Here is a 20,703-nt window from a genome sequence, read left to right as displayed (position 1 = left end):
CTTCAAGAAAAGATACCCAAAATAAATCATGAGCAAATCAATTATTTTGAAAACAGTGCTAAAAAAAATAGTAAATTAAATGGGATAGATAGATGATTGCAACAATAAATAAAAAATTTAAAGATAAAAAAATAAGATAGAATTATCTACCTTGTTTTTTCTCCAATCTGAAAGGAGGAGTCCTGTCTTGAGTTTCGTAAGCCTCCTGCTCTTCCTGAAGATCATTAAAGAAATTATTAATTTCTTCTAATCTTTTGATTTTATCATCTTTTCTTTGGAGCTCATTTTGGAGTTTCAAATAATCTTCACGTGAAACGCTTTGTTCCCTAATAAAGCGAAGTTCACTTTCACGAGCATTGATTTCACTTTCCAATTGATTTTGAAGACTGACATAATCCTCTTTAGGAATAGTCCTTTCTCTTAGGTATTGTATTTCACTGTCTCTTGCATCAATTTCAGTGTCAAACCTGTTCTTGAGATTCACATAGTCATCCTTAGGAACGGTGGTTTGTTGCAAATCAACAATTTGACTATCCAAACTTTTAATTTCAGAATCGAATTTGGATTGCAAATCGTCATAATCTTTTTTAGGGATACTGTCTTGTTTCAAATTAGAAATTTCATTATTCATCGCATTGATTTCAGATTCAAATTGAGTTTGAAGAGAAATATATTCATCTTTAGGAATTGTTTGCTGTTTTAAAATATTTAACTCATTATTAATTTGATCGATTTCACTTTCCTTAATGCGAATTTCATTATTTTTAAGTTCAATTTGCTTTTCAAGCTCCAATATCTGAGCCTGGGATTCAACATCATTTTCCAATTTGAGAACTTTGATCTTGTATTCATCAATAGTCCTAGAAAGAGTATTAATTTGAGCTTCTTTTTCAGCAATACTTTTATAAGATTCGGTTAATCTCTCATTAACATCAGCTAATTCTTTTTTCTTATAATCATGCAATTGCTCTGCAAAATATTCTTTAATCTCATCAAGAGAATTGTTTACGTAATCTAATTCATAAATCCTATCCTCCTGATTTTTGATTAAAATGTCTTTTTCTTCAAGTTGTTTTTTCAAAAGATTAATTTCGTCTTCTGCTTTGAATTTAATAACAGAAACTTCTTTTTCCTTATCTACAATATCTTTTTCGAGTTCTTTAATCCTTTGTGGAGTGTTATCATTTTTCCGTTCCACTTCAAGCTCAGTCAATTCGAATTTTAAGTTATTGAGCTCCAATAGGCAAGATCGAATCAAAGATTGTAAAGTATCTTTTTCAGCATCAATTCCTATTTCCATTCTATCCCTTAGTTTAAATTTTATCCCTATATCGATTTCAAATTAGTGTGAAATTATAAATTTGAAATCATCGATATATTGTACAATATAATTCCTTGATATAAAATATTAATTTTATACTATTTAAATTAAACCCTTAAATTAACCTATAATTGAAATTAAAAAGAAATAGAAAACAGATAGAAAAATCAGAAAATATTAAAAAAAATAGAAAAAATAAATTGATAAAATTAAAGTATTTTATCATTGATTAACTCAGCATTCAATATTGATGCTCCAGCAGCACCACGAATAGTATTATGTCCAACAAGAACATATTTGAAACTATTATCAAATACTTTGTCTTCTCTTAATCTACCAACAGTAACCGCCATACCATTGCCGGCATTTCTGTCCATTCTAGGTTGTGGCCTGTCGTTTTCATTTTTGACAATTACCGGATTTTCTGGAGCTGAATATAGATTTAGTTCTTGTGGCAATCCTTTGAAGTTTGCCATTTTATCAGCAACATCAGCAATGTCAAATCCATCATCCAATTCAATGAATACTGCCTCGGTATGACCATCGATAACAGGCACCCTATGACATGATGCACTCAATTTGAAATCTGCATTAACTACATCGTTACCATCGTATGAACCTAACAGATAGAGGGATTCACTTTCCATTTTTTCCTCTTCCCCTCCAATGTAAGGAACGAGATTATCGACAATAGCCATTGATGGTACACCATTATAACCTGCACCGGATACAGCTTGCATGGTTGATACTCTAACTGAGTTTACATTGAAATTGTCAACAATAGGTTTTAAAGTTAAAGCCAAAGCAATAGTGGAACAGTTTGGATTGGTTACAATGAATCCGTCCCAGTCATTTTCCTTTTGCTGAGCATCAATCATGTCTAAGCACTCAGGATTGACTTCAGGAATTACTAAAGGAATATTTTTCTTCATCCTGTGAGCACTAGCATTACTTGCAACAACATAATCCTTTGCAAATTCCTTTTCAACAGTCAATGCGAAATCTGCAGGAAGAGATGAAAATACAATATCCACATCGTTATCCATAGCTTCAGGATTTGTTTCAATGACTTCTATGTCTTTAACAGACTCAGGCATTTCATTATCCATATACCAAGTTGTAGCATCCTCGTATCTTTTACCCGCTGATCTGGAAGAAGCCGCTAATGCAGTGACTTCGAAATCAGGGTGGTTTTCGAGCAATTGAATGAATCTTTGGCCGACCATTCCAGTTGCACCAAGTACTCCCACGTTTACCATATTTAACACCTATTCTAATCCTAAGACATCATTCATGCTGCTGACAACACCTTTTTCAGCATTAGGAATGTATCTGATAGCCCTGATTACACCAGCAATGAAAACTTCCCTTGTGTGCGCTTGATGTTTGAGCTCTATCCTTTCACCGTCACCGACAAACATTACGGTATGATCTCCAACAATGTCTCCACCACGGATGGCGTGGATACCTATTTCTTCAGGAGTTCTTTTACCTACTAATCCTTGTCTTCCGTAAACTCCCACTTCTTCAGGGTCACGTTCCAATTCCTTAGCGATGACTTCAAATGCAGTCATGGCTGTTCCGGATGGAGCGTCTTTTTTCTGATTGTGGTGAGCCTCGATAATTTCAATGTCAAAATCATATAATAATGGAGCCAATTTTTTCAATGTGTTGAAAAATACGTTTACTCCAATAGCCATATTGGATGATATTACTGCAGGAACATTATTATCCTTAACATTTGCAATGTTTGATTCCATTTGCTCTTCACTGAAACCGGTGGTTCCAACTACAACACCAACACCACAGGAAGTTGCTATTTTAATGGTTTCAACTGCTGCGTGAGCAATAGTGAAGTCAACCAATACGTCTGGTTTGGAAGCTTTTAATGTTTCTTCTAATTTTTCAGAACCGGAGATTGCAACACCCAATTCATCAATTCCAGCTTGAACACCAGCATCTTTACCTGCAAGAGGAGTGTTTGGCATTTCAATAGCTGCAACTACTTCCATATCATCTTGTTCTGTAATTTTTCTAATAATACCAGAGCCCATTCTTCCGGCCGCTCCGGTAACTGCTACTTTAATCATATTATTACCAACTTAAATTAATTCTGATTTTTTTAATGCTTCTTTAAGAATGTCAACATGTTCATCTAACATTGGAGCTAATGGTTGTCTTAACGGTCCTGATGGAAGTCCCATAATGTTCATTGCGGTTTTTACAGGAACCGGATTGCTTTCAATGAATAATGCCCTAATCAATTCAACCATTTCATAGTGAAGTTCCATAGCTCTTGTGTAGTCATCGTTCAAGATGCTGTCAACCATCAACACCATCCTTTTTGCGTCAACGTTTGCGGATGCACTGATAACTCCAGTTGCTCCGACAGCCATGAGAGGTAATGTCAATGAGTCTTCACCTGAAAGGATGCTGAAGTCATCTTCAAGTCCTTCATTTGAAAGAGCTTTGTAAATGTCTGAAACTTTATCCACACTTCCACTTGCTTCTTTTACAGCGTCAACACCGTCGATTTTAGCAAGTTCAACAATGGTTTCAACATCCATGTTGATACCGGTACGGGAAGGTACGTTGTATGCAATCAATGGGATGTCAACAGCTTCTGCAATAGTTCCATAGTGTTGAATCATACCATGTTGTTGAGGTTTGTTGTAGTAAGGAGTGATTAACAATGCGGAATCCGCACCTGCATCATATGCGTATTTGGTTAAGGAAAGTGCTTCTGAAGTAGCGTTACTTCCGGTTCCGGCTACGGTTTCAACCCTGCCATCAACCTCATCAACCAAGATGTCGATAATCTTTTGATGCTCTTCATGATTCACGGTAGCGGATTCACCGGTGGTACCTGCACCGACTAAACCTGTGACCCCTTTATCAATCAAATAGTTGATATTGGATCTAAATCCTTCTTCATCAATCTCCAAATCTTTTGTGAATGGAGTAACCATTGCAACATATGTTCCTTCAAATTTCATTCTAAAACCTCGTTAATTAATTCGCGTGCTTTTTCACCATCTTCCCAATCGACGAAAAGTACAATTGCGGTTTGTGATGAGATAATTTCGACAATATTGATATTGTTTTTTCTAAGTGGTTCTGTGACATCTGAAATGATTCCAGGAGTGTCAATAATGTCTGGACTTACAAATGTAATCATTGCAGTGTCCCTTCCTAATGATAATGAACTTAAAACATCACTTTCAATCACTACATTGTGCAATAAATGATATGCCTTGTTGGAATCAGCCTTGTCGACAAATGCGGTTATTGAATTCTGACCTGCGGAGATGCCGAAAATGTTTATGTCTGAGTCAGCAAGACTTCCAGATAATTTCGCTATTAGACCAGGTGTTTTCACCATAGCTTCACCGACAATAGCAATAAGAGAAATAGGGTTCTTATAAATTGATACACATTTCATCATTTCACCTTCATAGGGACCCAAAATACGTGTTCCCTTTGAAGACAAGTCTCCGTGCTCGAAATTTATAATCTTTGCAGTTATTAATGGATCTTTATATTTTAATGCATGAGGATGTAAGACTTGAGCTCCATGAGTAGCCAAATCCCTTAACTCTTCAACGGATATCTCTTCAAGCAATTCAGCCTCTTCAATTTTATTTGGGTCTGTTGACATTACTCCATCAACATCGGTTACGATAATCACTTCATTTGCGTCTAGGCAGTGGCCTATTAAGAATGCTGTGATGTCACTTCCACCTCTTCCGAGAGTTGTGATTTCACCGCTAGGACCTTGACCTAAAAATCCACAAATGACAGGAATAACACCTTGGTTTACAAGCTGCATGATTCCTTCAGTTTTTTTCTTTGTTGTATTGAAGTCAATGCTTGCTTCCAAATAGTTTGAATCAGTCTTGATTGGCCATAAGTCACTGTATGGATCAATAAATTCGGACTTGACACCTAAAGATTCAATAGTTGCAGAGAATAATCTAGCGCTAGTTAATTCACCCATAGACACGATTTCTGCCTTCTGCTTATCTGTTAAGCTAGCACCAATTGCCTCATCAGATAATCCTATGAGGTCGTCTGTAGTCTTGTTGACAGCTGAAACCACAACTACCACTCGACTACCATTCATATATTCATTTACAACGGACTGCGCCGCTTTTTTAATTCTGGAACCGTTTCCTACCGAGGTTCCACCGAATTTTATTACTACCAAATCCATTAAGTTCACCTATTTCTTAAAATATTTATTGTTATTTTGTCAAATTATTCAACAAAATAAAATATACATATCTATTTTTATCTAACCATATTAATATACTTTAATTAAAAGAAGTGTTGGAAAAAAACCTGAAAAAATAGTCATGTAAAAAAAAGTTATAAAAAAAGAGTAAAAAAATATGAAAAAAAGCTTATTCTTGGGTTTGTTCTAACCTGACAAGCCTTGTTACATATCCAGCAATTTTGTTTCTTAAATGTTTAGTACTTACAGTAGAGTATTCTTGTACTAATTTTTTGTTTTCTTCAAAATCAGTAGTGAAAACACCTTTGTGAGTTTCAATTAATTCTTTTGCTAAACGTTTAACAAATGAAGTTCTAATATTGCCCATCAACATTCCTCCTTAAAATTTCTTTTTGTTCGTTTTTACTTAACATAGTCAGCATATTAACTATCTGATCAATAATATCAACATCAAGACCATTTTCTTCAGACAATCTCTCAACCTTTTCATGAATTGCATCTTCCCTGCTTTTATCATAAATAGGCATTCCAAGATAATCCTTGGAAATTGCAATGTCCTTTGCAAGAGAAGTTCTCTGAGAAATTAAATCAAATAACGCATTATCAATTTCATCAATACGTTCTCGAGATTCCTTGAGCAGTATTTCAGCATCTTCCCTATTTTCAAAAGATATTATTTCCTCATTACTTTTCAAAAAATCACCAAATTGATAATAATATAATTTATTCATATCCTACTATATAAACTATATGTTTGCTATTTAAATCAATGCATTGAATTTCAAAAATGACCTCATCATTGACAGTGACTTTGTAGGGGTTCCCTTAGCAATCTTGCCGTGAGGGGTTATCACCTCACATGTCACCGCAGGGATTCCCTTCAGGCTGACGGTATCTTCCAAAGCTCCAGGATATTCGGAACCTGCCTTTTTGTAAATCAGATAGTTTACATTGCTGTCCTTGGCGATGTATCTGGCCATCACAGCACTCTGTGGAGTCGGATTATAAGTCCCCATCGCAACATCCATTCCTGGTTTTCCGCCGGGTTTTGTGCAGTGGAAATCACCGTAGGCCTTGCACTTGAATTTAGTAATCAACTTGACTGTCTTATAGGATATTGTTCCCTTCTTATTGGCCAACTTATTCAAATGAACTCCATTGTAATCTCTTACATTCTTTGCAGTTCCCTTTGGATTCATGAAAGGCATGATGTAAACGGTCCCCTTGATTGGATGGTCTTCCAGATACTTGATCAGGTTCATTGCTGCAACCTGAGACGAAAGCTCATTTCCATGAACCCCTGCAGTGATGAACACTTTCTTGCCTTTCCCTCCCTTGAACTTGATTACGGGAGTTCCCTTCTTGGCAGCTTTTACAATCTTTTTGACTACCTTGGAATCCGGAATGTTCTTTTTGATTTTCTTGTTCTTTTTTATGTCCGCACCGGATTTCCACTTGTAAATCTTGATTTTATAGGCGTTTTTGACATTAATGGTATTCTTTCCGCCAACACCATCACATGAATAGGATATTGTATACTTTCCAGCGTTTAATTTGAGGGATACTGTTGCTATCCCCTTAGAGTCAGATTGGGCAGAATATTTATTGCCGTTGACTTTAAAGATGACTGACTTGTCTTTAAGCACATTGCCATCCTTATTCAAAAGTTTAACTGAAAAAGTTGTTTTTGACCCATACTTTGAGGCCACATCCTTGGCCGAAAACTTTGAAACAGAACCTGAAGGAGACTTCAATGTGGTGTCGGTACCACTTTCGTTTTTGGAAACATCATCCGCACTCAAAGTTGAGGATTCAGCATCTCCCATAACAGGAACATCTGTAGAGCCCCTTAATGATAAATCATCAGAATCACTTAAAACGTTATCATCAGTAGCGTTATCTGCTGCACTTACTGCAGAAATAATCAAAAATAAAAAAAGAATTAAAAAAATATTTTTTTTAATCAAATCGCCCCCACTCATATTACTGAGTTGAATCTCAATAATGCCTTCATCATGGCATATGAAGTCTTGACCGTTTTTGTTGTCACAGTATTGTGTGGAAGCATGACCTCACAAATAACACCTGGAATGCCATTTTTGTTAACATTGTCTGCCAATGCGCCAGGATATTGCTCTCCGGCATATTTATAAATCCTTTTATTGACCTTTGCCTGACTTGCGATATACTTTGTCATTTCCTTGCATTTTGTAGCAGGGGATTTTGATCCCATGACAATATTTTTTCCAGGAATTCCTCCAGGCTGTGTTGTATGGAAATCACCATATGCATCACAGTTATATTTGCTTACAAGCTTGACTATCTTATTTGAGATTGTTCCTGCTTTGTTAGCAACCCTATTATAATCAACGCCAGTGTGCCTTACCTTATTTGATATAGCCTTGATGTTAACAAATGGAATTATGTAGACTGTTCCCTTGATTGGATTTTTACTTAGGTACTTAATCAATTTCATTGCCGCAACTTGGGAGGACAATTCATTACCATGAACTCCGGCAGTCAGGAATACAATCTTTCCTTCACCACCCTGGAATTTCAAAAGAGGATTTCCTTTCTTGGTAGCTTTTACGGCCCATTTAACCCACTTATTGTTGGGCATGTTTTTTTTAAGCAGCTTAATCTTGGACACATCGCCTTTATTTCCCCATTTTAAAATCTTGGTTGTAACCTTATTTGAAACAGTATATGTGTTTTTGCCTTTCAAATCTCCAACAGAATAACTTATGACATATTTTCCAGCAGGCAAATTAAGTTTTAAAGTAGCCACACCATTGGAATCTGTCGTGATTTTATAGGATTCATCATTGACCTTAAAGGTGACCTTCTTGCCCACTATAATCTTTCCGGACTTGTCCAGCAATTTAAGTGTGTATTCAGCTTCAGTCCCATAAGTGGATTTGATATCCTTTGTGGTTGCTTTTGAAGGAACCTGCACTTCAGCATCCTTGGAAGAGTCATCAGAAGACTCATTTGATGATGCAATCATATCGGGCTCATCGCTTGACTCCAACCTATCGGCATCATGATTCACTTCAGACATTACATTATCCAAAGGCACTTCTTCAACATTATCCATTTCCAACGGAGCGTCAGAAACTGATAAATTATCCGCCGCTGAAACCGCCGACATGCTTAAAACAATAGCGGCCAACAACAGCACTACATATCTCTTTTTCATAATAAACAACATCCTTCATTATCAACGTGTGTTTCAATAACACTTCCTTCATATTTCTCCCAAGCTTCCTTGACATCATCGATTGAATCATCATCAACAACCGCAACAAAGGATGATCCTGTTCCGGACAAACCGGAAGCGATGGCCCCTTGGGCCAATGCATCAACTGCAATTGTTGAGTCAAATCCCAATGTTGCTGAGTAAAGCAAACCGTTCAATGTCAATGCCTTAAAGTAATCCTTATCACAGGCCAGATCAAATGCCTCCCTCACCAATGGGGCCAATACCCTCATTCTGTCAGCGTCGCTGTCTCCTGATTTTGAATAAAAATTGGGCATGTAAATTAAAATGGGATGCGCTTCCATTTTCTCTTTAATGATAAATTCCCTATTCTTATTATCTGTAACTACAACCCCTCCAAAGTATGAAGCTGTTGCATCGTCAAATGATCCGGTGATTGTAACACCAGCATCCAGTGACGCATCAATCGCCATATTAACGACCTCCAAGTCCTCAAGAGGGTTTAGGTCAAATTCCTCTGCAACGATTTCAGATACAACTTTAACTATTGCATTTGATGAAGCACTACTGCTTGAAAGGCCTGATGCCATTGGCAGCTTTGATTTTGTCTTTAAGTTGATTCCGAATTCACTTTCATCAATGTCATAGTGATTGAATACCTTCTGAACGCACAGCTCCATCAAGCCTGTGTCGGCTCCGACGTCATTTGAGCAGGTTATTGAATTTGATGTTGTTTCAGCCTCGCATTCTATATCCAATCCTATTCCGAATGCCGAACCGTATCCTGTTGCTATTGCGTTAATGATTGTTGCTGAACCTGGCGATCTTACTGTCTTTTTCATTATTGAACCTCATCGTAAGGGATTGTGACTTCCGAGAAATCCCTTGCCCTGTTTCTTGCATTCATTGACAATGCATTTCTAAATTCATCATCATTGACAATCCTATCGATTGCATGAGCTATTGATGAAACCTTTTTAGGATTTACAAGCAATCCCACTTTATCGTTTATGATTTCTGTGATTCCGCCAACATCACTTCCGATGACCGGTTTTTCACATGCCAATGCCTCAATCAGCACAAGGCCGAAACTCTCTGAAAATGATGGCAGGACCAAAACGTCACAGCTTGGAATGATGTTTTCCACGTCCCCTCGGGAACCGGTGAAAATAACGTCACGGATGTTTTCCTCCTCAACCTTCTTTGTCAGCTTCTTGTAAAGCGGCCCGTCACCGACGACCACAAGATAATAGTCGCTGTTGGCAATCTTTTTGGCCTCAAGAAGTGAATCAACGTTTTTCCTTTTAATCAGGTTTCCCACAAAAAGAACTATTGGCTTGTCTGTGAGCTTATATTCCTTTTTAAAGGAATCATCATTGTTTGGAGAGAATCTGTCAATGTCTACGGAATTCCATGAAAGCTTGGTTTTATCTGCTATGCCGACAACTCCTGTGGCTATTATCTCATGTCTCAGTGCATTGCTCACTGCAAAAACTCCATCTGCATTCTTCAACACGTTTTTAATCGGTGAGCGCATAAGAGGCTGGGACTTGTAAAGCTCAAACATGTCCGAACCGTGGGCTGTCACATATGTCTTTATGTTGTGGGCGTTTCCAACCTCAACAGCGGCCGCTCCCGCAGGGAAGAGGTAATGGCCGTGAATGATGTCGATATCTTCTTTTTCCAAAAGGTTTTCCAATGCCTTTTTGGCATTCTTCTTGAACATCAATCCACGAACTCCTGGGATATTGAGCCCTTTAGTTCCGATTACATGTATTCCATCGATGTCCTTGATTTCCTTGTGGGGATAGGTTATTACATAGACCTCATGACCCTCTTCAACAAGCTTCTTGGACAACGTGTGTATATGAACTCCCACTCCTCCAACATGAGGCGGGAACTGACCAACCATAGCTATTTTCATAAAATAAAACTCCAAATTTCACTATATAATTATATAATTAAATTATTCTTTAAATAATTAATCAAATTGGAATGGATTCCTAAAAAGTTCAATTAAATTAGAAAAAAAGAAAAAGTGGTAGGCAACTGGATGCCTACATTTATCGAATTTAAATTATTCCAAGCTTATGGGCGGTTTTCTCGTCAACCTTGCCTGTCACTTTGAGTCCATTGTCCTTTTGGAACTGCTTGACGGATCTTTCAGTGCAGCTTTTGAACTTGCCGTCGACTTTAAGGTAGTGGCCTTTGTATGAAATGTAGTAACCTTTGTCTTTTAAGGCTTGCTGGATTTCCTTGACGGTTGACTTGTCCTTGCTTCCTTTGGATACTGTCTTGAAGGTGACAATAACTTTAATATTGGCTTTTTTGGATACCTTGTTGTAGTACTTGTTTCCTTTATAGGTTATTGTTGCCTTGAAGGTTCCTTTCTTTTTGAGATTTTTGATTTTGAAGACTGCTTTGCCTTTGCTGTTTGTGGTTGCCTTGTAGGTTTTGCCCTTGACTTTTAGGGTGACTTTAGCCTTCGTGATTGCCTTACCAGTATTGTCCTTTAAGATTATAGCGTACTTTTTGGTTTTGACACTGGTTTTAAAGGTTTTCTTTTTGGCAGTCAACTTAGGAGTTGCCTTTTTGACAGTGACTTTAACATCCTTGGTTGACTTATCATAGTTAGTGTTGCCGTTGAATGTTACCTTAGCAGTGTATGCTTTTGGAGCAAGTCCCTTGGTTGATACCTTGACCTGGCCGTTATTATCGGTAGTGTATGTTTTGGCACCGTTCAAGTCAACAGTTACTTTAACACCACTTAAAGCATTTCCGCTTGCGTCTTTGAGGGTAACAACCAGGTCCCTGTCGATGTTGTAGGTTGCGGTTATTCCCGCAGCTGTGATTGCTGTTGATGCCTTATGCACAACTGCCCTGACGGTGCCGTTTAATCCTGTGTAATTCTCGCTATCAATGTATGTCACGTTAATTACATGTCCTGTTTCATTGGCTGATATGCCTGTGAATGTGACATTTTTGACTACATTTGCTTCAAGAGTTACTGTTTGGGTTTTATCGCCAACTGTAACCACATAATCTCCGCTCATGTCTGATTTTACATTAACGACAACATTTTCGGAGTATGTTGTTTCATTGCATGACGCTTCAATTTTCAGTGCTATCCTACTGATTGTTACTGTGACGTTTTTTGATTTAGGGTCCAGATTCGGATATGGGATTCTCAGCTCGGCGGTATAGTTGCCTGCGGCCAAATCAAAAATCAATGCCCCACCGCTTAGGCAAGAGTATGTTTTGACATGATTGCCGTTCTTATAAATTACCACATCAGTATTCATAAAGTTTATGTCTCTGTCCTGGCCTTTTAAAGTGATGAGGAACTCCTTATCGGATTTGTATGTTGAATTGAAATCAGATACTTCAAAGTAAAGATCTAACACCTCACAATCAACATATTCCTCTTCCTGACCGATGCAGTCCAAATAATAGCCGTTGTACATGGCATCACCATTGCCTTGTGCACGGTTGGCTATGAATGTGCAGTTTATGGCTGAACCACGATATATGGCACCGCCATCATTAGTTGCGTTGTTATTGGCAAAATAACAATTTATCGCAGTATTATTAAAATTACTGCCAAAATAAACTGCTCCGCCATTAGTTTCTGCTTTGTTATTGGTGAAATTACAATTTTTAACACTGCCCTGATACATAATGACAACACCATCAGTGTTTACATAGTTATCGGCAATATTACAATTTTCAACACTGCCCTGAAGTATTGAGATAGCACCACCGCCACGTATTGCAGAGTTACCGGTGCAATTAGAATTTTTAACACTGCCATAATACATCCAGACAGCACCACCAACTGCTGCAGAGTTACCTGCAAAATTACAATTTATCACTTCACCATTACTATTATCGTTAAATAAAACTGCACCACCATAACCATAATTACCAGTTGCTTTGTTTTCAACAAAATTACAATTTATAACACTACCGGAGTTACTAAAGTAAACCGCTCCACCCTTGTTAGTTGCTTGGTTATTGGTGAAATTACAATTTTCAACAGTGCCAGAACTCACCCATATAGCGCCCCCATAATTGGTTGCTTGGTTATTGGTGAAATTACAATTTTTGACAGTACCTGAACTAGTAAAGTAAATTGCTCCTCCATCACCCTCATAATTAGCATTTTTAATGGTTAGGTTTTTAATTGTTACATCGGAAGCACTAATATAAAATGCCCTGATTGTTGATCCGTTCATGTCAATGACTGCACCGTTACCATCAATGACTTTATTGGCCTCACTGATAGTAATGGTTTCACCCCCAGTGTAAGTATAGTTCTTATGGGTTAATGTAATGTTTCCAGAATGGCCAATTTCTTTAGCCAAATCAGAATATGTAGCTGAATCCGCACCCAATACCTCAGTATCAGTTTGTGCAATAGCCTCATCATAATCAGTTGAAGCCAATGCCTCGTTTTCTTCACTTGTTTGTAGATTATCCTCAATAATATCATTATCAGTGGATAACTCGATTGTATTTGTATTTTCGCTTGCTATAGTATCCCCTATTTCACTTGCACTAACACCTGCAATGCTCAATAGGAAAACAACAAGCGCCAATAGGATTATTGTTTTTTGTACTCCATTTTCTCCCTGAACCCCTGAAAATTATATACTAAAAATGTTTTATATCATTCAAACAATCATAAAAATACATATCCTTTGTTTAAAACATCTAAAACATGAATAAAAATCTATCAATAAATATATTTATACATAACTATACCAGAGACATGAAGGGCAGATAAACTGATATTTATGTACCTACCATTTTAAGAAAATAATGGAAGAAATATCCACCAAAACACCTAAAATTTAAAATACGAACAAGATTATCCGATGAATTTCCTATGTGATATTTTCACGTTGTTTTGATTCACCATTGCATATTGCATGGTAGTGTCAATCTGTACATGACCCAACAGCCTTTGAACCTGTTCAATCGGCATTCCTTTATCAATTGCATTTGTTGCCATTGTTCTTCTGAACTTATGTGGATGTATTTTTTTGATTTTAGCTTCATTGCCAAGTTTACGCATTCTTTTTTCAACACCAGGAATTCCCAACCGATTGTGAGGTTTTCTAAGTGACACGAATAGTGCGGGATTATCATCGTTTCTTGACTCCAAGTATTTTTGAAGGTGAATTTTTGTTTTTGCATCAAAGTAAACTATACGTTCACTGTCACCCTTGCCCAATACAACACATTCCCTTTCACTAAAAAGAATATCATCAATATTTAGATTTACAAGTTCCCCTACACGTATACCGGTTGATGCTAAAAGCTCAATCATTGCCAAATCCCTGATGTTATCACACTTGTCCCTTAGGACTTCAAAATTTTCATCGCTTAAAACCTCTTTAACTACCCTTTTGGTTTTAATCCTATGAATTCTTCTAACGGGATTTTTTGAAATATATCCCTCATCCTCAAGCCAGCTGAAAAAACTAGACAGAACTCTTCGGATATTGTCAATCGTTGATTTGGATGCATTACTCTGATTTTTATAGTCTGCCAAATATTTTCTCAAATCATCAGTTGTGATGCTTTCGATTTTAAGATTAACTGACCTCAACATCCTGGAAATCATGTTTCTGTAATAATCAATGGTTTTTTCAGAACATCCCTCAATTTGTTTGGCTGAAAGAAAAGACACCAACAATTCCCGATTTTCTTTTGATTCATCAGCCGATAAAATATTGTCCTTTTTAAACACTTCAAATTCATTCAAAATACTTTTTAGACATTCATTAAGTTGTGCCAATTGAATTTCATTTAGATAATGCCCTATATTACTTTCTATTAATCTGATCAATTCATTTTTCATTTAAAATCACCATATGACAATATCTATTAAATCATACTGGAAAACATATGCAACAGAAACTTTGACACTAAATTTTTCTCATAAACCTAAATTTAATAAAAAAATAGAAAAGTTAGTCTTATAAACCTAAAATTTTAAACGAAAACCAAATGTTAGAGAGATTAACTGATATTAATATTTTTTGTCATATACAAAAAAATATATAAAATTGAGCAATATTGTTGATTATGTATACAAGGTATACCTTGTAAACTATATATACTTAAAACTACAAAATATATTATTGGTGATGTATAAATGGAAACAAAATCTATCAGAGTCAGTTTATTTAATCATGAAAGATTAGCAGACATTGGACATAAGAATGATTCTTTCAATGACATTATCTCTAAAGTATTAGATGATTATGAAGAATATCAGGAGATTAAAGACTTAATTGAAGCAGATAAAGAATTTGCAAATGGTGAAGGAGTTCACTTTTCTTCATTAGACGAACTTGATGCATATCTAGATGATTAATATGGAACTTGAATTTAAACGTTCTGCTTTAAAACAATTGAAATACTATAAAAAGAAAAATCCAATAGCTTACAAAATAATCCGTGAAAAATTAGAAGAAATAATAAACAATCCAGAAGACAGTAACTATAAAAAAGTAAAAAAATATCCAAAATACAAAAGAGCAAGAAAAGGAAATTATAGAATCTGTTTTAGAGTAGAAAACAATTGCATTTATATTGGACGTATTGAAGACCGCTCAAAAGTATACCAATAGTTTTTCCAAATCGGGTTAAACTATTTAATTTTCTATTGGCAGATAAACTGATATTTATACACATATTGATTTGACTTTAAAAACTAAAAAAAAGCAGTACCTATTAAAAAATGATTAAATGAAAAATGCAAAAAAAAGAAAAAAGTGCAGATGCAATTGCATCCACATTAAATTTAAATTAAACCAAGTTTTTTGGCGGTCTTTTCATCAACCTTACCGGTCACTTTAAGGCCTTTGTCCTTTTGGAACTCCTTGACGGATCTTTCAGTGCAGCCTTTGAATTTACCGTCAACCTTAAGGTAGTGGCCTTTGTATGAGATGTAGTATCCATGGTCTTTTAAGGCCTGTTGGATTTCTTTAACTGTGGATTTGTCCTTGCTTCCTTTGGATACTGTCTTGAAGGTGACAATGACTTTAATATTGGCTTTTTTGGATACCTTGTTGTAGTATTTGTTTCCTTTATAGGTTACTGTTGCCTTGAAGGTTCCTTTCTTTTTGAGATTTTTGATTTTGAAGACTGCTTTGCCTTTGCTGTTTGTGGTTGCCTTGTAGGTTTTGCCTTTGACTTTCAGGGTGACTTTGGCATTCTTGATTGCCTTGCCGGTATTGTCCTTTAATGTAATAGTGTACTTTTTGGTTTTTGTAGTTGTCTTAAAGGTTTTCTTTTTGGCAGTCAACTTAGGAGTTGCCTTCTTGACAGTGACTTTAACATTTTTGGCGGATTTTTCATAGTTGGTATTTCCGTCGAATGTTATTCTTGCAGTGTAAGTCTTAGGAGCAAGTCCATTGGTTGACACCTGAACCTGACCGTTACTGTCAGTAGTGTAGGTTTTAGCACCGTTCAAGTCAACAGTGACACCTGCACCAACTAAAGGTTTTCCTTTACTGTCTTTCAATGTGATTACAAGATATTTATTGACATTATAAGTTGCAGTCACATCTGCTGCAGCCAGATTGGTGGAAACCTTACCTACATTGATAGTAACTGTTTTTAAATCAGAAGCATATTTATCATTTCCAGCAAATGAAACAGTGACAATGGCAGTACCTTTACCAACGGCAACAATTGAACCATCATCAGATACTTTGACAACACTTCCATTGATTGAAGAATATGTCAGATTACCTGCATCAGCCGGATTCAAAGTAGCATTGAGCTGAACAGTGTCACCAACTTTCAAATCAATTGTTTCATTAGTTATATCAATTTCAGCAGGCATTTGAGAAACTGCATATGCCTTGAGAAGCGCTACAGAGAGTGAATTACTCAAATCTTGCCAGGATTCACCATCATTACTAACAAAAGACTGTCCCATTTGAGGGTGAATTCTGAGGGTATTGACGGCATAGAGCATGTTCTTAAATGTGACTTTAAATTTTTCCCCTTTTTTAATTGGAACGAGTTTATCCAGTTTGATTGTTTCATATCCCCTAAATTTGCTTATTCCCTTTTGAGTATGTACATCAACATCGTTTACGGATATTGTAAACTCATATTCAATGCCACTTTGATTGAAAAATGTTCCGACAGCCCCAATAAATTCATCCTCATCGGCGGTGAAAACATTGGCATAATACTTGGATCTTTCCATCCATTTACCTTCCCCGCCAACATCATGCTGATAAATCCGGGTGTATGAATCATTGTTAACTATGTAACAAATACTCTCTTTGGTTGCAAATGAGGTGTCGTAATAAGACACGTAGAAGTATCCTCCATCACCCCAATCAGTTCCCCAACTGTTTTTGCAAATCCATGCACCGTCACCTTCAGGAGTGTTTAGGAAATTATATCTTGAATAGCTGTCATCCCACCCCACAATACAAACCCTATGATTTGCATTGTGTGTGCCATAAAAATATTGTGCAGAACTTGACTCGTTGAAATATTTACTTTTATCGAAATTTGCGTAATGAGCTGTTGATACAGCCCCATATTTTATTAAAGAATCTTTGATTAAATCCCTATCTGAAGCATTTTTTATTGGGGCAATGACAACCACATTTTGAATATGGATGTCTTCGGGAGTTATGGCCAATGAGGATATCTTACCCAGTTCATCGTAACCGTCATATTCTTCGGGAAAGATTCCAAGCCAGTCAATCAAATAAGCAACAGCGGAAAATGCAATTCCCCCTTCCTTCATAGAAGAATCTCCATATTTTGAATACTTGAGCATTGAATTCTGCATATTGTTCACTGATAGGGAATATGTCTTATTTGCATATCTCAGCAATGATGATTCCAGTGCCGCAAGATTTCCAAATGCCCAGCAGGATCCCGCGAACCCCTGGCTTTTAACTGGAGTAATCCACCCATAGCTTCTCAAATCAAATTTTTCAGGCATCTCATCAAATGAAAGAGTGTTGTTGATTATTATAAATGAACTCGCACTGCCTTCAAAATTATAGAAGTTATTGGTGTTGTTGAAAGATTTAACATCTGAACTATAATTGTTATCCCGTTCTTCATCCATTTTTCCATATACTGTGTATATGCTTATCGCATCAGAGGGATTGTTGAAGTAATTTCCGATTAAGTTTAAAGTCACATCATATGCATAAACTGAAGCCCCTTCAAAAGCCATATTGTTTTCAAAAGAATTTCCATCTAGGGTTACAGCACCATTATCAAAATAACATGCCCCTCCATAAGACATTTCGTCAATCAGACTATTGTATTTGAATTTTGAATTGGAAATCCCTACATAGGCATCACTTGTATAAACTGCACCGCCTTCATAATGTGCAATACTGGAAGTGAAATTTGTATTGTTAATAACCAAATATCCATCCAATTGAAGTATGGAACCTCCAAAACCGGAATAACAGTTGTTAAATACTGAATTTTCAATTTCAAGTTTATATAACGCCCCATCATAACCTTTCATGTCAACAAAAATTGCACCTCCATTGTTTGCGCTAGATACATTGTCAAATTCACAGTTTGAAACAGTTAAATCTGATACAACTTTTGCTCCGATTGCACCTGCAGTTTTATAAGCAAACAGGTTTTTGAATTTAGAATTTTTAATATTTAAGTTTCCATCATCCATTAAAAAAATTGCAGTAGCATATTTTGAGGTAGTATTTAAAAAATTGGAACTGTCAACAGTCAACTGTGAGTTTTCCAAATATATATGTCCATTAATAATCATATCGCTACCGCTGATGAATGTGGAGTTGACAACATTGACCGTAGATCTTAAAGAAGTGAGTGAAGCACCATTTTTTCCACCATTATCAATGAATCTACAATTATTAACGTTTAATGTAGTCCTGTAAGAAAAAATGGCACCTCCACTATAAGTTTCATTATCCCCTAAGCAATTTATGAAGGTAACATTGTTCAATGTTAACTGGGAGCCAGTTCTAATTGCCGAACCATACCCGTAAAAGGCATTTTCAATAATTAAATTATTTATTTCAACATTCTTTCCTGTGATATAGAACGCTCTGGATTGACCGCCACAGTCAATTCGATGATTATTCCCATCAATTATAAAATTATCCTTGGTTATATTGACTCCACCAGAATAATTTTTGTCAATTTCACCATTAAATTTATAATCACTTTCAAAAGTAAAATTCAAATTTTCTCCATTAATTTTAATATTAAGGTCACCATATGATTTCTCTCCAACATCATTTAAAACATCATGACCAACAGTATCATTTAAATCAACTGCAGATACTGATGTGATTGAAATCAAAATGCACACTAATATAAAAAAAATGTAATACATATTTATCATATGTCATAATTTTCCTCAAAATATTATTCATAATTAAATTTCTTTGGAACAATATTTAAATTTATTTAAAATAATTTAAATGCAAATATGATTTTATCAGTTATTTATATATTTATTTAACAAGAGCGAATGTATCAAATATATTTCAAATCATAGAAAAATTAACTCTTAATCATGAAAACTGATATTTATATACCTATTTACAATTGTAGAAAATATATTACAAAATACAGCAATAAGAACAAAATTTGGTTTAATTTAAAAAAATACAAGATTTAGACACATTTTATAATCGCAATGTTTTAACAGCAAGCGTGGAATTCCTAACTAGAAAAACTTATTTCAGAAAAAATACATAGACGGTACCAACTGACCGCATTTAAAAAAGAATAACTTTTGGGGAAAATATCATGGATGAAAAGGAATGCTATAACTGCAAGCATATGGAATTTGATATCGGCCTTTGCACCCAATATTACTGCAGATTGCATGAAAAACTAGTTAAAATGGATGACACGTGTGATGACTGGAGCAAATAACCTAATTAAATCCATTTGTTGAAATAATGACTATTTTTGGTTTCAACACACATGTGCTCAACTAATCCTGTTATTCAACGTCAAAGCCCTTTTCCATCATGCTGTTTTTAAGAATCTCCATGGCTTCTATTGTATCAGGCCCTGAAACCCTCTTGATCATACGGTTGTTTTCATTAAACCTTCCGACAAAATAATCCTGCTGCTCCTTGCTGACAAGGTCGAGTCGAGTATAGTTTGTAAGGCATTCCAGAAGTGCAAACACACCTCGGTTTAAAGCCTTTGCGCATGGATGGTTTTTGACGATTTCAACAACATCGCTGCTTACGATATAAGCCTCCCCGTTTGAGGTTACATGGTCCCTAATCGGGTCCATTTTTCTAATGTCTGTGACATCGCAAATAATATACGCTTCGGCATTTTTCAATATTGCAATGTCCTCATCATCTGTAAACTCTTCAATATCCAGGTTTCCGATGGTTGACTTTACAAAGTTTATAGGGTCAAAAGTGATGTTTACAACATACTTGCGTGTTTCCATGATGTTTTTAAGGGTTTGGGTGCCGACAAATAACCTGCATCCGAGTTTGTTCTTGCCCTTGCACACAATTCCTATTGGCGCAGCATTTTTTACACCGTCATTGCTCATTGTAGTGTAAATCCCTTCATATTTCTGTCCTTCTTCAATTCCGATATCAGTCAAATCAATAGCCATTTTATCATCCACATTAATCACATTCAATATTAATATCTATTCATAATCTAATTAAAAATTATTGTGAAAAATCCTTGATTCATTGAACCACCCCGCCCTTAAGAGGGTGGGGATTCCTGAATTTTTTTTCATTTGATTGATTAATTTTAATGTTTTTTCAGGCTATCCCCGTTGAACCAGCGGTTTAGTATATTAATTGCGGCGTTTATGTCTCTATCATGTGTTTTTCCGCAGTTTGTGCATTTCCATTTGCGTGTTTTGACTTTTAACTCTTTTTTTAT

General features: G+C 35.9%; 19 protein-coding genes. 3 read left to right on the top strand and 16 right to left on the bottom strand.

What is annotated here, in order from left to right; translation table 11 throughout:
• Positions 1-142: 142 nt before the first annotated feature.
• From ILA26_RS04645 to xerA, 13 genes are all read right to left on the bottom strand, one after another.
• A complete protein-coding gene (locus tag ILA26_RS04645) occupies positions 143-1,300 on the bottom strand; it encodes a glycosyl transferase (protein ID WP_292894618.1) in 1,158 nt (385 codons plus the stop codon).
• A 230-nt stretch (positions 1,301-1,530) separates the two neighbouring features.
• A complete protein-coding gene (gene asd / locus ILA26_RS04640; RefSeq protein WP_292894615.1) occupies positions 1,531-2,580 on the bottom strand; it encodes an aspartate-semialdehyde dehydrogenase in 1,050 nt (349 codons plus the stop codon).
• Positions 2,581-2,589: 9 nt separating this feature from the next.
• Positions 2,590-3,411 (bottom strand): 4-hydroxy-tetrahydrodipicolinate reductase, encoded by an 822-nt coding sequence (dapB, locus tag ILA26_RS04635; RefSeq protein ID WP_292894612.1) that lies wholly within the window; start codon positions 3,409-3,411, stop codon positions 2,590-2,592.
• 12 nt (positions 3,412-3,423) lie between these two features.
• A complete protein-coding gene (gene dapA / locus ILA26_RS04630) occupies positions 3,424-4,317 on the bottom strand; it encodes a 4-hydroxy-tetrahydrodipicolinate synthase (RefSeq protein ID WP_292894609.1) in 894 nt (297 codons plus the stop codon).
• Positions 4,314-5,534, bottom strand: a complete 1,221-nt coding sequence (locus ILA26_RS04625) for an aspartate kinase (protein ID WP_292894606.1) — start codon at positions 5,532-5,534, stop codon at positions 4,314-4,316. Before ILA26_RS04625 ends, dapA begins: the two co-directional genes overlap by 4 nt.
• Positions 5,535-5,724: 190 nt before the next feature.
• A complete protein-coding gene (locus tag ILA26_RS04620) occupies positions 5,725-5,922 on the bottom strand; it encodes a 30S ribosomal protein S17e (protein ID WP_067043908.1) in 198 nt (65 codons plus the stop codon).
• Complete coding sequence (locus tag ILA26_RS04615) at positions 5,909-6,250, bottom strand: chorismate mutase (protein ID WP_292894603.1); 342 nt, start codon at positions 6,248-6,250, stop codon at positions 5,909-5,911. The genes ILA26_RS04620 and ILA26_RS04615 overlap by 14 nt, the downstream gene beginning before the upstream one ends.
• Before the next feature lie 66 nt (positions 6,251-6,316).
• Entirely contained in the window at positions 6,317-7,483 is a 1,167-nt protein-coding gene (locus tag ILA26_RS04610) for a succinylglutamate desuccinylase/aspartoacylase family protein (protein ID WP_292894600.1), read from the bottom strand.
• Between the two features lie 50 nt (positions 7,484-7,533).
• On the bottom strand, positions 7,534-8,754 hold the full coding sequence (locus tag ILA26_RS04605; RefSeq protein WP_292894597.1) for a succinylglutamate desuccinylase/aspartoacylase family protein: 1,221 nt from the start codon (positions 8,752-8,754) through the stop codon (positions 7,534-7,536).
• The gene (locus tag ILA26_RS04600) at positions 8,751-9,617 is read right to left on the bottom strand and encodes a shikimate kinase (protein WP_292894594.1); all 867 of its coding nucleotides are present in this window, start codon (positions 9,615-9,617) and stop codon (positions 8,751-8,753) included. The genes ILA26_RS04605 and ILA26_RS04600 overlap by 4 nt, the downstream gene beginning before the upstream one ends.
• Positions 9,617-10,699 carry a glycosyltransferase family 4 protein gene (locus tag ILA26_RS04595; protein ID WP_292894592.1) on the bottom strand — a complete coding sequence of 361 codons (1,083 nt, stop codon included), beginning with the start codon at positions 10,697-10,699 and terminating at the stop codon, positions 9,617-9,619. Before ILA26_RS04595 ends, ILA26_RS04600 begins: the two co-directional genes overlap by 1 nt.
• A gap of 148 nt (positions 10,700-10,847) precedes the next feature.
• Positions 10,848-13,373: a peptidoglycan-binding protein gene (locus ILA26_RS04590; RefSeq protein WP_292894589.1), complete on the bottom strand. Its 2,526-nt coding sequence runs from the start codon at positions 13,371-13,373 to the stop codon at positions 10,848-10,850.
• Between the two features lie 272 nt (positions 13,374-13,645).
• Positions 13,646-14,641 carry a site-specific tyrosine recombinase/integron integrase gene (gene xerA / locus ILA26_RS04585; protein WP_292894585.1) on the bottom strand — a complete coding sequence of 332 codons (996 nt, stop codon included), beginning with the start codon at positions 14,639-14,641 and terminating at the stop codon, positions 13,646-13,648.
• 297 nt (positions 14,642-14,938) lie between these two features.
• Here xerA and ILA26_RS04580 point away from each other — a divergent pair, with 297 nt between their 5' ends.
• The gene (locus ILA26_RS04580; protein ID WP_292791989.1) at positions 14,939-15,160 is read left to right on the top strand and encodes a hypothetical protein; all 222 of its coding nucleotides are present in this window, start codon (positions 14,939-14,941) and stop codon (positions 15,158-15,160) included.
• Position 15,161: 1 nt separating this feature from the next.
• Positions 15,162-15,416: a type II toxin-antitoxin system RelE/ParE family toxin gene (locus ILA26_RS04575; protein ID WP_292894582.1), complete on the top strand. Its 255-nt coding sequence runs from the start codon at positions 15,162-15,164 to the stop codon at positions 15,414-15,416.
• 173 nt (positions 15,417-15,589) lie between these two features.
• On the opposite strand, the gene ILA26_RS04570 is transcribed toward ILA26_RS04575, so the two are convergent.
• Complete coding sequence (locus tag ILA26_RS04570) at positions 15,590-19,138, bottom strand: C1 family peptidase (RefSeq protein WP_292894579.1); 3,549 nt, start codon at positions 19,136-19,138, stop codon at positions 15,590-15,592.
• Between the two features lie 443 nt (positions 19,139-19,581).
• On the opposite strand from ILA26_RS04570, the gene ILA26_RS04565 reads away from it, so the two are divergent.
• Positions 19,582-19,710, top strand: coding sequence for a hypothetical protein (locus ILA26_RS04565; protein ID WP_292894576.1), 129 nt, complete (start codon positions 19,582-19,584; stop codon positions 19,708-19,710).
• A gap of 70 nt (positions 19,711-19,780) precedes the next feature.
• On the opposite strand, the gene ILA26_RS04560 is transcribed toward ILA26_RS04565, so the two are convergent.
• Positions 19,781-20,434, bottom strand: a complete 654-nt coding sequence (locus tag ILA26_RS04560) for a DUF447 domain-containing protein (RefSeq protein ID WP_292894573.1) — start codon at positions 20,432-20,434, stop codon at positions 19,781-19,783.
• 134 nt (positions 20,435-20,568) lie between these two features.
• Positions 20,569-20,703 (bottom strand): zinc ribbon domain-containing protein, encoded by a 135-nt coding sequence (locus ILA26_RS10340; RefSeq protein WP_366514880.1) that lies wholly within the window; start codon positions 20,701-20,703, stop codon positions 20,569-20,571.

Origin of the sequence: Methanobrevibacter sp., assembly GCF_017940815.1 — an archaeon.
Lineage (GTDB): Archaea > Methanobacteriota > Methanobacteria > Methanobacteriales > Methanobacteriaceae > Methanocatella.
This window is presented reverse-complemented; position numbering and strand designations above follow the sequence as displayed.